This window comes from Synechococcus sp. Lug-A (assembly GCF_024345655.1).
Classification (GTDB): domain Bacteria; phylum Cyanobacteriota; class Cyanobacteriia; order PCC-6307; family Cyanobiaceae; genus MW101C3.
The window spans coordinates 14,783-28,714 of sequence record NZ_JAGQBN010000011.1; the positions used below are offsets into that span (position 1 = coordinate 14,783).

Here is a 13,932-nt window from a genome sequence, read left to right on the forward strand (position 1 = left end):
CACCCGCCTTCCTCCGCGCCCCCCCCATGACCAGCACACCTTCCACCTCCACGTCCGATCAGGGTCGCCGCAACGCTCCCCTGACCAAAGAAGCCCCCCGCTTCATCAACAAGGAGATCAACAAGAAGGCGTTGCGCAACCTGGTGGCGTGGGCCTATAAGCACCACGGCACAGCGGCCACCGCCTCGATGGCGGATGAGCTGAAGGACCTTGGCTTCCACTACGCCACCCAGGCGGCCGTTTCAATCTCGGTGGAAGATCTGCGGATTCCGGTGCAGAAGGTGCGCCTCCTCGAGGAAGCCGAGCAGCAGATCACCGATACCGAAGAGCGCTATCGGCTCGGCGAAATCACTGAGGTGGAGCGCCATACCAAGGTGATCGACACCTGGACTGAAACCAACGAGCGTCTGGTCGAGGAAGTCAAGAAGAACTTCAACGACAACGACCCGCTCAACTCCGTCTGGATGATGGCCAACTCCGGCGCCCGGGGCAACATGTCCCAGGTGCGGCAGTTGGTGGGCATGCGCGGCCTGATGGCCAACCCTCAGGGGGAGATCATCGACCTGCCGATCCGCACCAACTTCCGCGAAGGGCTCACGGTCACCGAGTACGTGATCTCGTCCTACGGCGCCCGCAAGGGTCTGGTGGACACGGCTCTGCGTACCGCCGACTCCGGCTACCTCACCCGCCGTCTGGTGGACGCGGCCCAGGACGTGATCGTGCGGGAAGACGACTGCGGCACCACCCGTGGCATCCCCATTCAGGCCGATGAAAAAGGCCGTTTCCAGGCCAAGCTGGTCGGCCGCCTGGCTGCGGAGCCTGTGGTGGCTTCCTCCGGCGAGGTGCTGGTCGAGCGTGATGGCGAAATCGATAAGCCGATCACGGCGCTGATCGAAGCCGCCGGTGTGCGCACCGTGCTGGTGCGCTCTCCGCTCACCTGTGAGGCCGCCCGTTCGGTTTGCCGCAAGTGCTACGGCTGGGCTCTGGCCCACAACCAGCTGGTGGACCTGGGTGAAGCCGTCGGCATCATCGCTGCTCAGTCGATCGGTGAGCCCGGCACCCAGCTCACCATGCGCACCTTCCACACCGGTGGTGTGTCCACGGCCGAAACCGGCGTGGTGCGCTCGCTGCTGGAAGGGGTGGCGGAATTCGGCCCCAAGGCCCGGGTGCGTCAGCACCGCACGCCCCATGGCGTGGAGGCTCAGATCGCCGAAACCGATTTCACCCTTTCGGTGATTCCGAGCGCCAAGGGCAAGGTGCAGAAGGTGGATGTCACTGGCGGCTCCATCCTGTTCGTCTCCAACGGCCAATCGATCCCGGCCGACACGGTCCTGGCCCAGATCTCGGCCGGCACGTCCGTCAAGAAGAGCGTGGAGAAGGGAACCAAAGACGTGATCTGTGACTTGGCCGGGCAGGTGCGCTATGAGGATGTGATTCAACCTCGGGAAGTCACCGACCGCCAGGGAAACATCACCCTCAAGGCTCAGCGCCTGGGCCGGATGTGGGTGCTGGCCGGCGATGTGTACAACCTTCCTCCCAATGCCCAGCCCGTGGTGGCCGGCAACAAGCCCGTGACCACCGGCGATGTGCTCGCCGAGAGCCGGCTCGTCAGTGAGCACGGTGGCGCTGTGCGCCTGCGGGAATCGGCGGGCGATTCGCGTGAAGTGCAGATCGTCACAGCCAGCCTCACCCTCAAGGATTGCAAGCTGGTGCATGAATCCACCCATTCGGGGGAAACCTGGCACCTGGAAGGCAAGGACAATTCCCGCTACGTGGTGCGCACCCACCCTGGCAGCAAGATCGGCACCGGCGAAGTGATTGCCGAGCTGGCCGATGACCGCTTCCGCACCCAGACGGGCGGCATGGTGAAGTACGCCCCCGGCCTCTCGATCAAAAAGGCCCGGTCGGCCAAGAACGGCTACGAGGTGTCCAAAGGCGGCACCCTGCTGTGGATTCCCACCGAAACCCATGAGATCAACAAGGACATCTCCCTGTTGATGATTGAGGACGGCCAGTGGATTGAAGCCGGCACTGAAGTCGTCAAGGACATCTTCAGCCAGATCGCTGGCATCGTCACCGTCACCCAGAAGAACGACATCCTTCGCGAGATCATCGTTCGCTCCGGCACTCTCCACCTCGTCTCGGACAGCAAGGTGCTGGGCCGCTACGCCGATGAAGGCAAGCTGCACAATCCTGGGGAGGAAATCGCTCCGGGCCTTGTCACCGAGGCGATGGTGTATGTCGAGGCAGTGGATACTCCCGAAGGAGGAGCGCTGCTGCTGCGTCCGGTGGAGGAATACACCATTCCCGATCAGGCCCACCTGCCTGAACTGGGCACGATCAAGCAGAACGGCGGACCGTCGCTCGGTCTCAAAGCCACCCAGCGTCTCACCTACAAAGACGGTGAGGTGATCAAGTCGGTGGAGGGCGTGGAACTGCTGCGCACCCAGCTGATTCTTGAAACCTTCGACACCACCCCCCAGATGACGGTGGATGTGGAAGTGGTGCCCGACAAACGTGCCAAGACGATCGAACGCCTGCAGCTGGTGATTCTCGAAACCCTGCTCGTGCGCCGCGACACCCTCTCCGACGCCAGCCACGGCTCCACCCACACCAAGCTCCAGGTGGAGGACGGCATGGCCGTCAAGAGCGGCGACGTGGTCGCCACCACCCAGATCCTCTGCAAGGAGAACGGCCTGGTTCAGCTGCCTGACCCGGTGGATGGGGAGCCCGTCCGCCGTCTGATCGTCGAGCGTGCTCACGACACCAAAGACGTCGACTGCGGCTCGGCCGCCATCGCAGTCACGGTCGGTCAGCGCCTCGTCGATGGTGAGCTTCTCGCCGAAGGCATCCGCGCCGACTGCTGCGGCCAGGTGGAGGCGATCAGCGGCAGCACGATCACGATCCGTCTCGGCCGCCCCTACATGGTGTCCCCCGATTCGGTCCTGCACGTCCGCGACGGTGAACTGGTGCAGCGCGGTGATGCTCTGGCGCTGCTGGTGTTTGAGCGCCAGAAAACGGGTGACATCGTTCAGGGTCTGCCCCGCATCGAAGAACTGCTCGAAGCCCGCCGTCCACGTGAATCAGCGGTGCTCTCGCGCAGGTCGGGCACGGTGCAGATCAAGCAGGGCGAAGACGACGACACTGTGACGGTGACGGTGATCGAATCTGACGACGCCCAGACCGACTACCAGCTCTCCCATGGCCGCAATGCCATGGTCAACGACGCGCAGCAGGTGAGTGCCGGTGAGATGCTCACCGACGGCCCGATCAACCCACACGAACTGCTCGAGTGCTACTTCGAGGATCTGCGTTCCCGCAAGCCTTCGATGGAAGCGGCTCAGGAAGCCATCTCCAAGCTTCAGTTCCGCATGGTGCAGGAAGTGCAGAACGTGTACAAATCCCAGGGCGTCACCATCGACGACAAGCACATCGAAGTCATCGTCCGTCAGATGACCAGCAAGGTGCGCATCGAAGATGCCGGTGACACCACCCTGCTGCCAGGCGAACTGATCGAACTGCGCCAGGTGGAGCAGGTGAACCAGGCGATGGCGATCACCGGTGGCGCTCCCGCGGAGTTCACACCAGTGCTGCTGGGTATCACCAAGGCGTCGCTCAACACCGACAGCTTCATCTCTGCCGCCAGCTTCCAGGAAACCACCAGGGTGCTGACCGAAGCAGCGATCGAAGGCAAGAGCGACTGGCTGCGCGGGCTCAAGGAGAACGTCATCATTGGTCGGCTCATCCCCGCCGGTACTGGCTTCGGTGGTTTCGAGGAAGAGCTGCGCAGCGAAGCCGGCCCCCATCCCGACATCCTTGATGAGGAGTCCGGCGGTTACCGCCGCGTGGCCAACCTGCGTCCCGATTACACCGTGGAGATGCCGGCAGCCACGGCTGTCGCCGCCCCCGCGGTGCTCGATGACCCCTCCGAGGACGAGCTCGATGCGGTGCGCAGCAAGCGGGGCATCGAAGCCACGGCCAGCACCTTTGCCGCCTTCGCCCGGCCCAGTGTCGAGGAAGGTCTGGAAGAGGAGCTGATTCCTGATCCAGCCGCCGTGGAAGGATTGCTGGAAGAAGGTCTCCTGAGCGACGACTGATCCATGGTTCTCCAACCCCCGATCGTCCCGCAGCGCCGCCTGCCGCGCTTCGGCTTCCACCACCACACCGAGCTGTTGAACGGCCGCCTCGCCATGCTTGGCTTCATCGCCCTGCTGGCCGTGGAGTGGAAGCTGGGTCATGGCCTGCTGGTGTGGCCCTGACGGCTCCTCCCACAGTTCCCTTGCTGGGCCTCAAACTTGAGGCCCTGGAAGCCTGGGCGGTGGCCCAGGGCCAGCCCGCCTTCCGCGGCCGCCAACTTCACGAGTGGATCTACGCGAAGGGCGCCCGGCGCTTTGCCGATGTCACCGTGCTGCCGAAGCTCTGGCGTGAGCGGCTCGGCGGCAATCCCGACGTCGAGCAGGCCGATCCGATCGGCCGTTCGCGCGAATTGATTCGCAGCGTGGCCAGCGACGGCACCACCAAACTGTTGTTGGCCACCGCCGATGGGCTGAGCCTCGAAACCGTCGGCATCCCCAGCCGGGACCGGCTCACGGTCTGCGTCTCCAGCCAGGTGGGCTGCCCGATGGCCTGCCGCTTCTGCGCCACCGGCAAGGCCGGCCTTGATCGCTCCCTGGCGGTGCATGAAATCGTTGATCAGGTGCTCACGGTGCGCGAGGTGATGGGGGAGCGCCCCAGCCATGTGGTGTTCATGGGCATGGGTGAGCCGCTGCTCAACATCGAGGCCGTGCTCGGCGCGATCGACTGCCTGTGCACTGATCTCGGCATGGCCCAGCGCCAGATCACCCTGAGCACCGTTGGGGTCGCCCAGACCTTGCCGCAGCTGGCCGAGCGGGCCCTCGAACGGCTCGGCCGCGCCCAGTTCACCCTGGCGGTAAGCCTGCATGCGCCTGATCAGTCGCTGCGGGAGCAGCTGATTCCCACGGCCCGCGCCTACCCACTCGAACGGCTGTTGGACGATTGCCGCCGCTACGTGGCTCTGACCGGTCGGCGTGTGAGCTTCGAGTACATCCTCCTGGGCGGGCTCAACGACCACCCGCGTCAGGCGGTGGCCCTGGCCCAGCTGCTGCGCGGTTTCCAGAGCCACGTGAATCTGATCCCTTACAACCCGATTGAGGAAGAGGAGTTCCAACGCCCCAGCCTGGAGCGGGTCGAGGCCTTCCGGCGTGCCCTCCAGGACCGCCATGTGGCCGTGAGCGTCAGGGCCAGTCGGGGGTTGGATCAGGACGCCGCCTGCGGCCAACTGCGGCGACGGTTGGCACCGACCGGCTGAGGCCTTTCCCCTGAGGCCACTCCGCTGTGGCGCGCGGATGAGACAGGCGCGCCGCCGTTGTACGGCATGCCAGCGCGTCTTTTGCAGACGGCCTCACCCAGGCACGCTGAAGCCGCTGGATCAGGGCCGCTCTCACCCACCAGCCAACAACGACCGTGGGTCACCCGTCAGGTGGCATCGCGGGAGGGATCGAACGCCCCGCGGGCTTCCGCTTCGCTCCAGGGCGTGAGCTGAAGCATCAGCAGGAAGGCCGGCAGCGCTGCCGCCACGGTGAACAGGAAGAACGGTCCCCATCCCGCCCGCTCGGCCACGAGCCCGGCGGGTGCCGCCAGCACCGAGCGGCTCATGGCGTAGACGCCGGAGAACAGGGCGTACTGGGTGGCGGAGAAGCGCGGGTTGCAGAGGCTCATCAGCAGGGCCACGAACACCGCGCCCACCATCCCGCCGGAGAGATTCTCCAGGCTCACCACCGTGATCAGCCCTGCCAGCCCGCCTCCGAACTGGGCGAGTGCCCAGTAGCTGAGATTGCCGAGCGCCCCGGCGACGGCGAACAGCCACAGGGAGCGGTTCATGCCCAGCCGGCTGAACAGCACGCCCCCCAGCACCGTGCCCGCCATCGTGGCGGCCACCGCCCAGCCGCCTTGCACCAGGCCGATGTCGGCGGGGCTGAAGCCCTGGCTGGTCAGGAACGGGATCGCCATGGCGCTCAGCAGGCCATCCGGCCAGCGGTAGAGCAGCACCAGCAGCAGCAGTTGCCAGGAGCGGTTCGGGCCGCTGCGCCGCAGGAATTCCCGGGCTGGGCCCAGCACCGCCTGGCGCAGGCTGGTGACCGGATGGTCGATGGCGGGCAGCCGCGGTGCCGTCAGGGTGAACGGCAGCATGGCGGCGATCAGCACCGCCGAGCCGAGAAAGGCCGCCGGCCAGCCGAAGCGCCCGGCCAGCAGGAATCCCCCTGCCCCCACTGCCAGCATCGCCGCCCGGTAGCCCAGCGAGGCGGCGGCCGCACCGGGCCCCCGCTCCAGTTCCGACAGCAGGTCGGTCCGGTAAGCATCCACGGCGATGTCCTGGGTGGCGCTGCAGATCGCCAGCACCAGCGCCATCACGCCGATGGCGGCGAGGCTGGTGGCGTCGGTGCTCGGCCGCAGCAGCGCCATCGCGGCGGTGACCACCACCAGCACCAGCTGCAGCAGCACCAACCAGCCCCGGCGCCGGTCGGGCCAGGGGATCGGCCAGCGATCCAGCAGCGGCGCCCAGAACAGCTTCAAGGTGTAGGGCAATTCGGCCAGGGGAATCAGGCCGATCAACCCCAGGGGAACCTGGCTGGCGCTCAGCCAGCCCTGCAGCAGGCGGCTGCCCACCATGTAGGGAGCACCGCTGGCCACACCGGCGGCCGCCACGGCCACAAGCCGGCGCCAGGACGGAACGGTGGGGGCAGGGCTGGAAACAGGCGGCAAGGGTCCCGTTCACGACTGGGCGAACCCTATGCCTTCAGAATGCCAACACCACCAGGACTTTCCGTGTCGTTCTTTCGCTCCACCCTGCTGCCGGCCGGAATCGTGCTGCTCTTCGGCCTGGCCCTGTTCGCCGTGAGTGCGAGGATCTGGCTTCCCGGCGACATGGCAGCGCCTGCGCCGATTGGATGAGGAGGGGCAGTCTGGTGCCCATGGAAGACGAAGCCAGCAGCGAATCCGTGCCGCCGTTCTCAAGGAGCCCGGCGGAACTGGCGTTCGATCCGGAGCTGCTGGCCGGCGAGCTGGCTCAGGAACTGGCTCTCGATCCGCTTGATGCCATCGACACGCTCGAGCCTGGCCAGGGCGACATCGCCGCTGAGTGCGATCTGGGCCTGGAGTTGTTGGCCGGCAGCCACGACCAGTGCATGCAGGGGCTGCGCATCTTCTGCGAACACCGCGATCCCCGCGCCGTGCCACGGCTGCTGCCGTTGCTCGCTTCCACCTGCCCGATCCTGCGGATGAGCGCGGTGTACGCCCTCGGGCGCAACCCCGATCCGCGGGCGGTGGAGCCCTTGCTGGCCCTCCTTCAGGACGATGCCAACGGCTACGTGCGCAAGGCGGTGGCCTGGAGCCTGGGCAATTACCCGGAAGCGCCGGTGCTCAACCCCTTGATCCGGGCGCTTCAGCTCGACATCGCCGCCGTGCGTCTGTGGGCAGCCGGGTCGCTGGCGGATGCCGGCAGCACAGGAGCGGCCAAGGCGGATCAGGCGGCTGCCCAGCTGCTGCTGAGCCTGCGGATCGACAGCGAGCCGGTGGTGCGCAGCAACAGCGCCTGGTCACTCGGCCGCCTGTACGACCATCTCGTCCCCCCGCGCCAGTCGGAGCTGGTGGGTGTGCTTGTGGACGTGTTGCTGAACGACAACGACGCCACCGTGCGCGACGAGGCCCGCGTGGCCCTGGAGCAACTGGAGGATCCCTCCGTGCTGGAACGGTTGCAGACACTGGTCGATGAGGGCCTGCTGAACTGAAGCGCCGCACGGTTTGATCGATCCGGCTAGCATCCGGCCACGCTTTCTGCCGCAGGATGGCTCAGCACACCATCCGATTTCGCATCCGGCCCGACGGCACCGTCGAGGAGCTGGTCCAGGGATTTCGTGGTGAGGGCTGCCAGCAGCTGACCGAGCGGATCGAATCCAGCCTCGGCAGCGTTCAGCAACGCAGCAGCACGGCGGAAGCCTTCCAGAGCCAGATCCAGACCTCCTCGGCGGCTTTGCCGGTCGAGCAGCGTTCCGCCTGAACCCTTCACCGTTCGCCCCCTGTTTCGATGTCGCACTTCAGCACCGTCAAGACCGAGCTCCGCGACCGTGAGGCCCTTCTCGGCGCCCTGCGTGATCTCGGCCATGAGCCCGATCCGAGCGAGCGTCCGGTGCGCGGCTATCGCGGCCAGACCGTCCTCGCCGACCTTTGCGTGGCGCAAAGCGGTGGCGGCGACATCGGCTTCCGCTGGAATGCCACCAGCAACAGCTACGAGCTGGTGACCGACCTCGATCTGTGGAAGCAGCCCGTGCCTGTGGAGCGCTTCCTGGCCCAGGTCACCCAGCGCTACGCCCTCCGTTCCATTCTTGCCGCTTCGGCAGCGGAAGGCTTCCAGGTCACGGAGCAGATCCAGGCCGTCGACGGCAGCATCGAGTTGGTCGTGTCCCGCTGGGACGCCTGAGTCCGTGCCGCCTGACCGGCCCGAGTCCGCCACGGCAGCCACCGGCTCTGCTGCAGTCCCGGGCGCTGCTGCAGCTGCTGATCCTTCGCTGGCTTTCACGGCCGCGGCCACGGCACGCCCTGTGCCCACCGGGCGTGAACCGCTGCTGGGCGGGCGTCTGCGTCAGCGGGCCGTCTGGGTCGACGAGGCCGTTTGCATCGGCTGCCGTTACTGCGCCCACGTGGCCGGCAACACCTTTCTGGTGGAGCCCCTGTGGGGACGCTCACGTGCGATCCGTCAGGACGGTGATAGCACCGAGACGATTCAAGAAGCGATCGATACCTGCCCGGTCGACTGCATTCACTGGGTGGCCTACGAGGAGATCCCGGCGCTGGAGGAGCAACTGCGCCAGCAGGAGCTTCACCCTCTGGGCCTGCCCTGCGCGGCACGGGTCAAGCGCACCCTGCCGCGGCCCTGAATCTCCCCACCCGTCCCGCAGCAGCACCGGTGATGCCGCCCATCCCCACGCGCCGTTTCGGCCGCACCGGTCTGCCCATGCCGGTGCTTTCCCTCGGCGGCATGCGCTACCAGCAGAGCTGGAGCGACCTTCCCGGCGACCAGATCACCCCGGCCAGCCAGGCGAATGTGGCGGCCACCCTGGAGCGGGCCCGCGCCCATGGTCTGCATCACATCGAAACGGCGCGCCACTACGGCACCTCTGAACGGCAGCTGGGCTGGCTGTTGGGGCCCACGCCGGATCCGCAGCGCATCCTCCAGACCAAGGTGCCGCCGCACGAGGATCCCGCCGCCTTCGAGGCCGAGCTGGAACTCAGCTGTGCGCGGCTCCAGGTGGAGCGGCTCGATCTGCTGGCCATCCATGGCGTCAACCTGCCGGAGCACCTGCAGCAGACCCTGCGCCCGGGCGGCTGCCTGGAGGTGGTGCGCCGCTGGCAGCGCGACGGCAGGCTCGGCTCTGTCGGCTTCTCCACCCATGCTCCGCTGCCGTTGATCCTGGAGGCGATCGAAAGTGATGCCTTCGATTACATCAACCTGCACTGGTATTTCATCCGCCAGCAGAACAGCGTGGCGATCGAGGCCGCCCGCCGCCAAGACATGGGCGTGTTCCTGATCAGCCCCACCGACAAGGGGGGGCACCTGCACAGCCCCTCGGAGCGGCTGTGCGAGCTGTGCGCGCCACTGCATCCGATCGTGTTCAACGATCTTTTCTGCCTCGCCAACGCCGAGGTGCACACACTCAGCGTCGGAGCGGCCTGCCCCCAGGACCTCGACCTGCACCTAGAGGCTGTGCAGCGGCTCCCCGAGGCTGATCAGCTGCTGCCGCCGGTGCTGGAGCGGCTGGAACAAGCGCGGCTCGACGCGCTCGGCGCTGCCTGGCTGGCCAGCTGGCAGGAGGGGCTGCCCGACTGGAGCGACACCCCCGGTGGCATCAACGTGCCGGTGCTGCTCTGGCTGTACAACCTGCTGGAAGCCTGGGACCTCGAGAGCTTCGGCCGCGCTCGCTACGGCCTGCTGGGGCAGGGGGGGCACTGGTTCCCCGGTGCCAATGCCGATGCCCTCGATGCCGAGGTGAGCGAGGCGGCGTTGTTGGCGGCTCTCCGGGCCAGCCCCTGGGCCGCCCAGATCCCCGAGCTGCTGCGCCGATTGCGGCGTCGGCTCGGAGGTACCCCGCACCAGCGGCTGATGGCCGGGGAGGCGGCCGCCTAGCCCAGCGGCAGCTTGGCGGGCACGCCCACAGGACGGGGGTAGAGCCTGGGGCACGGTCCAGTGGAAGCCACCACCACTGCATGGCGCACACCACGGCCTGACGGCAGCTCCTGCCGCTCCACCCGCCGCAGCTCCGCCCTCAGGGGCAGCACGGCCCGCTCCATGGCCTGCTGGTCTTCGGCGCCCCACTGGCCCCGGTAGAGCAGCGCCTGGCCCCCGGGCCCGAGCAGCGGCACCAGATATTCGGCCACCACCGGCGCCGCGGCCACGGCGCGGGCCAGGGCCCAGTCGAAGCGGCCGCGGCAATCACGGCTGTGGCCCGTGAGTTCCGCCCGCTCGCACCGCACCACCACCCGCTCGCCCAGATCCAGCGCGGCGGCCATCGCCTGCACGGCCGCCGCCTTGCGGCCCACCGAATCCACCAGGGTGAGCCGCGCCTGGGGCAGGGCGATCGCCAGCACCAGGCCGGGGAAGCCGCCGCCGGTGCCCACGTCCACCAGCTGCAGCGGCGCCGCCGGGCTACAGAGCAGGGAGCGCCAGGGCCAGAGGCTGTCGAACACCTGGGCGATCCAGTAGTCGTCGCCCTCCACCAGCCGGGTGAGGTTGAGGCGGCCATTCCACTGGCGCAGCTCCTGCTGCAGCGCTTCGAGTGCGCCCAACTGCGCCGCGTCGGGTTGCCAGCCGAGTGCGGGCCAGATCGAGGTCAGGTCTCTGGCCTGGTCCGGGGGGCTGAGGGGATCGAGCGGAGCGTTCATTCCCTAGGAGGTCACCATCCGCGCCGGCAGAACCGACTGAGATCTCTAGGATCTCGCAGACCCGGTGCGGGCTTGGTGGCTGCAGGCGAACGTCCAGGAGGGGGGCAGACCCACTACCAGTTGCTGCGTCTGTCGACCACGGCGACGGCTCAGGAGCTGCGCCTGGCGTTCCGCACCTTGAGCAAGCTGTACCACCCCGACACCACCACTCTGCCGGCTGCAGAAGCAGAGCAGCAGTTTCAGCGCCTGCAGACGGCCTACACCACCCTCAGCGACCCCGACAGTCGCCACGCCTACGACCGGCAGCTGCGGCTGCTGCAGCTGCAGAAAGCCGCAGCGCTCCAGAAGGCCACGGCCGCCCCCGCCGCCCCCGGCCTGGGGGTTCCCGCTGGGCAGCGCGCCCTCTCCGCACGCCGGGCGCTTTCGGGCGGTGAGTGGTTCGCGCTGGTGCTGCTCGGTGCCGCCCTGGTGTGCAGCCTGGTGCTGGGGCTCGGTCTGGCCTGGTGGCGGGGAGTTGATCTGCTGGTGTTGCCCGTGTCCGTGCAGACTGCCCCTCCATCCGGTGATACCGCTGGGGATGAACGCCCTGCCTCCGCTTCAGACGCCCCTCTACAACCATCCGTTGCCGGCCCTGGAGCAATGGCTGCGGCAGCTGGGAGCGAGCCCCAGCCGCAGTGACCGCAGCTCCTGGGATCTTCATCAGCCGCACTGGAGTGCCTTGATCGAGTTCGCGGTCGAGGACATCCGCGTGACCTGGCACCAGGACGGGCGCAGCACGGTGCGGCTGTTTCCCTATGGCCTCACCCGCGCCGATGTGGAATCAGCGATCCTGGCCGGGCCCTGAGCCGCGCTCACAGGGCGGCCAGACCCTCCTGGATCACGGCGTAGCAGTGGGCCAGCTGGTCGTCAGTGAGGCACAGGGGCGGCAGCAGATAGACCACCTGCCCCAGGGGCCTGATGAACACGCCCCGCTCCAGCGCCAGGCGCTGCAGCACCCGCCCGCTGCGGTTCAGGTAGCCGGGGTCGGCCACCTTGAGGTCGAAGGCGGCGATGGTGCCGCACAGACGCGGCCGCTCCACGCGCGGATCGGCGGCGAGCGCTTCGAGATGCGGCCGGTGCCGCGCTTCGAAGCCCGCATACCGCTCCGGAGCTCCGGCCAGCAGGGCCAGGCTGGCGTTGGCCGCGGCGCAGCCCAGCGGGTTGGCCGTGAAGCTGTGGCCGTGGAAGAAGGTGTGGGTGGGGTCCCCGCTGATGAACCCCTGGTAAAGCTGCTCGCTGGCCAGGGTCACCCCCATCGGCAGGAAGCCTCCGGTGAGGCCTTTGGAGAGCGCCACCAGGTCGGGGCGGATCCCCGCCTTGCGGCAGGCGAACAGCGCGCCGGTGCGGCCGAAGCCGGTCATCACCTCGTCGGCGATCAGCAGGGCGCCCGCCTGGCGCACCCGCTGCTCCACCGCCTGGAGAAAGCCGGGACGCACCATCGCCATGCCGCTGGCCCCCTGCACGAGCGGCTCCAGGATCACCGCCGCCGTGGGACGCTCCAGCAGGCTTTCGAGCGCCTGCAACGCTGCCTCTTCCTTCTCTGCCACCAGCGGATCGTGCCACCAGGTGGAGGGCCAGGGGGCCCGCGCCACCGGGCAGAGCAGCGGGTCGAAGGGCGCCGAAAACAGGGACCGCTCCCCCATCGCCATCGCCCCGAAGGTGTCACCGTGGTAGGCCCCGTCAAAGGCGATCCACTGCGGGCGGTCCTCGCCACGATTCAGCCACCATTGCCAGGCGATCTTCAGGGCCACCTCCACGGCCGTGGAGCCGTCATCGGAGAAGAACAGCCGCTCCAGCCCGCTGGCGGCGCTGAGGCTTGTGGCCAGCTGCTCGGCCTGGGGATGGCTGAAGTTGGCGAAGATCACCTGCTCAAGCTCCGCCACCTGGCTGGCCACCGCTGCCGCGATCGTGGGCTCGGCATGCCCGTGCAGGGTCACCCACCAGCTACTGATCGCGTCGATCAACTGGCGGCCGTCATCGAGTTCCAGCAGGGCGCCCCGGCCGCGCATAGCCCGCAGCGGCGGCTCGCTCGTGGCCACCTGGGTGGTCGGATGCCAGAGATGGGGATGCCAGCTCATCGGGCAGGAACGGCGGCCTTCACCGGCAGCGGCGGGCTTCGCGCTCACCTTCGGCGGCCAGGGGGCCGCAGTTCACCCACCGCACCACCGAGATCTCGATGTCGGTGAAGATCACCAGCACGGCGGTGCAGATCGCTGCCACCACAGTGCTGACCAGCGCGTGCTTTCGGGTCATGCGCCAAGGTTACGGGGCGCCGAGGGCGCTGCTGAGGCCGCTGGTCTCCCAGGCCTCGGCCAGCGCGGCGGCGCCCAGCAGCGGCAGCGGCGGCAGGCAGCCCAGCAGCGGCGCACCGCTCAGCTCGCGCAAGGTGCCGGGATTGTCGGCATGCGGGGGGCCGTTGAGCACGAGGCCCAGCAGGGGGATCTGCCGGCTCCGCAGCGCCTCGACCGACAGCAGGGTGTGGTTGAGGGTGCCCAGTCCGCTGCGGGCCACCAGCACCACCGGCAATCCCCAGCGCTGGATCTGATCGATCTGCATCAGGTCACGGCGCAGGGGCACCAGCAGCCCGCCGGCCGTTTCCACCACCAACGGTCCGTCCACGGCGGGAAGATCCAGCCGCTCCCGCTCGAGATGCTCCCCTTCCAGCTCGGCAGCCCAGTGGGGCGAGACCGGCGCGGCGAAGCGGTAGGCCTCCGGCAGTAATCGCTGCTCGATCTGCGCGGCGGTCAGCCCCAGCATCCGGCCCACCCGGTCACGGTCGCCGCCGTCCTCGAGCCCGCACTGCACCGGCTTCCAGTAGTGGGCGCCCAGCCCCAGGGTCAGCAGGGCGCTGACCACCGTCTTGCCCACGTCGGTGTCCGTGCCGCAGACGATCAGTTGCTGCTTCATGAACGTGCTGCCTCGTTCAGATGCTGCTGG

16 protein-coding genes are annotated in these 13,932 nt (G+C 68.0%); 11 read left to right on the plus strand and 5 right to left on the minus strand.

The window, feature by feature from the left end; all coding sequences use genetic code 11:
- Positions 1–26: 26 nt before the first annotated feature.
- From KBY86_RS09435 to rlmN, 3 genes are read left to right on the plus strand one after another with little or no spacing between them, the layout of a single operon-like run.
- Positions 27–4,097 (plus strand): DNA-directed RNA polymerase subunit beta', encoded by a 4,071-nt coding sequence (locus KBY86_RS09435; RefSeq protein ID WP_255140944.1) that lies wholly within the window; start codon positions 27–29, stop codon positions 4,095–4,097.
- Positions 4,098–4,100: 3 nt separating this feature from the next.
- Positions 4,101–4,259, plus strand: coding sequence for a chlorophyll a/b-binding protein (locus KBY86_RS09440; RefSeq protein WP_094510217.1), 159 nt, complete (start codon positions 4,101–4,103; stop codon positions 4,257–4,259).
- Positions 4,250–5,329, plus strand: coding sequence for a 23S rRNA (adenine(2503)-C(2))-methyltransferase RlmN (gene rlmN / locus KBY86_RS09445; protein WP_369802961.1), 1,080 nt, complete (start codon positions 4,250–4,252; stop codon positions 5,327–5,329). The genes KBY86_RS09440 and rlmN overlap by 10 nt, the downstream gene beginning before the upstream one ends.
- Positions 5,330–5,496: 167 nt before the next feature.
- Here rlmN and KBY86_RS09450 read toward each other — a convergent pair whose 3' ends face one another.
- Complete coding sequence (locus tag KBY86_RS09450; protein WP_255099862.1) at positions 5,497–6,783, minus strand: AmpG family muropeptide MFS transporter; 1,287 nt, start codon at positions 6,781–6,783, stop codon at positions 5,497–5,499.
- Positions 6,784–6,846: 63 nt separating this feature from the next.
- Between KBY86_RS09450 and KBY86_RS09455 the strand changes: the two genes are divergently transcribed.
- From KBY86_RS09455 to KBY86_RS09480, 6 genes are all read left to right on the plus strand, one after another.
- Positions 6,847–6,972 (plus strand): hypothetical protein, encoded by a 126-nt coding sequence (locus KBY86_RS09455; protein ID WP_255099860.1) that lies wholly within the window; start codon positions 6,847–6,849, stop codon positions 6,970–6,972.
- Between the two features lie 20 nt (positions 6,973–6,992).
- On the plus strand, positions 6,993–7,808 hold the full coding sequence (locus KBY86_RS09460; protein ID WP_094510218.1) for a HEAT repeat domain-containing protein: 816 nt from the start codon (positions 6,993–6,995) through the stop codon (positions 7,806–7,808).
- A 56-nt stretch (positions 7,809–7,864) separates the two neighbouring features.
- Positions 7,865–8,077 (plus strand): DUF2997 domain-containing protein, encoded by a 213-nt coding sequence (locus tag KBY86_RS09465; protein WP_094510219.1) that lies wholly within the window; start codon positions 7,865–7,867, stop codon positions 8,075–8,077.
- A gap of 27 nt (positions 8,078–8,104) precedes the next feature.
- Positions 8,105–8,497, plus strand: coding sequence for a DUF1257 domain-containing protein (locus KBY86_RS09470; protein WP_255140945.1), 393 nt, complete (start codon positions 8,105–8,107; stop codon positions 8,495–8,497).
- An 88-nt stretch (positions 8,498–8,585) separates the two neighbouring features.
- Entirely contained in the window at positions 8,586–8,954 is a 369-nt protein-coding gene (locus KBY86_RS09475) for a ferredoxin (protein ID WP_255140986.1), read from the plus strand.
- 32 nt (positions 8,955–8,986) lie between these two features.
- Positions 8,987–10,201 (plus strand): aldo/keto reductase, encoded by a 1,215-nt coding sequence (locus tag KBY86_RS09480; RefSeq protein ID WP_255140946.1) that lies wholly within the window; start codon positions 8,987–8,989, stop codon positions 10,199–10,201.
- Here KBY86_RS09480 and rsmG read toward each other — a convergent pair.
- The gene (rsmG, locus tag KBY86_RS09485) at positions 10,198–10,956 is read right to left on the minus strand and encodes a 16S rRNA (guanine(527)-N(7))-methyltransferase RsmG (protein ID WP_255099855.1); all 759 of its coding nucleotides are present in this window, start codon (positions 10,954–10,956) and stop codon (positions 10,198–10,200) included. The genes KBY86_RS09480 and rsmG overlap by 4 nt on opposite strands.
- A gap of 75 nt (positions 10,957–11,031) precedes the next feature.
- Here rsmG and KBY86_RS09490 point away from each other — a divergent pair, with 75 nt between their 5' ends.
- Positions 11,032–11,634 (plus strand): J domain-containing protein, encoded by a 603-nt coding sequence (locus tag KBY86_RS09490; protein WP_255100052.1) that lies wholly within the window; start codon positions 11,032–11,034, stop codon positions 11,632–11,634.
- Positions 11,534–11,800, plus strand: a complete 267-nt coding sequence (locus KBY86_RS09495) for a DUF3143 domain-containing protein (RefSeq protein ID WP_094510223.1) — start codon at positions 11,534–11,536, stop codon at positions 11,798–11,800. The genes KBY86_RS09490 and KBY86_RS09495 overlap by 101 nt, the downstream gene beginning before the upstream one ends.
- A gap of 7 nt (positions 11,801–11,807) precedes the next feature.
- Here KBY86_RS09495 and bioA read toward each other — a convergent pair whose 3' ends face one another.
- The 3 genes from bioA to bioD are packed head-to-tail and all read right to left on the minus strand — an operon-like array spanning position 11,808 to position 13,902.
- Positions 11,808–13,073, minus strand: coding sequence for an adenosylmethionine--8-amino-7-oxononanoate transaminase (bioA, locus tag KBY86_RS09500; RefSeq protein WP_255140987.1), 1,266 nt, complete (start codon positions 13,071–13,073; stop codon positions 11,808–11,810).
- 19 nt (positions 13,074–13,092) lie between these two features.
- Complete coding sequence (locus KBY86_RS09505) at positions 13,093–13,248, minus strand: hypothetical protein (protein ID WP_198948191.1); 156 nt, start codon at positions 13,246–13,248, stop codon at positions 13,093–13,095.
- Positions 13,249–13,257: 9 nt separating this feature from the next.
- Complete coding sequence (gene bioD, locus KBY86_RS09510) at positions 13,258–13,902, minus strand: dethiobiotin synthase (protein WP_255099853.1); 645 nt, start codon at positions 13,900–13,902, stop codon at positions 13,258–13,260.
- Positions 13,903–13,932: the final 30 nt, after the last annotated feature.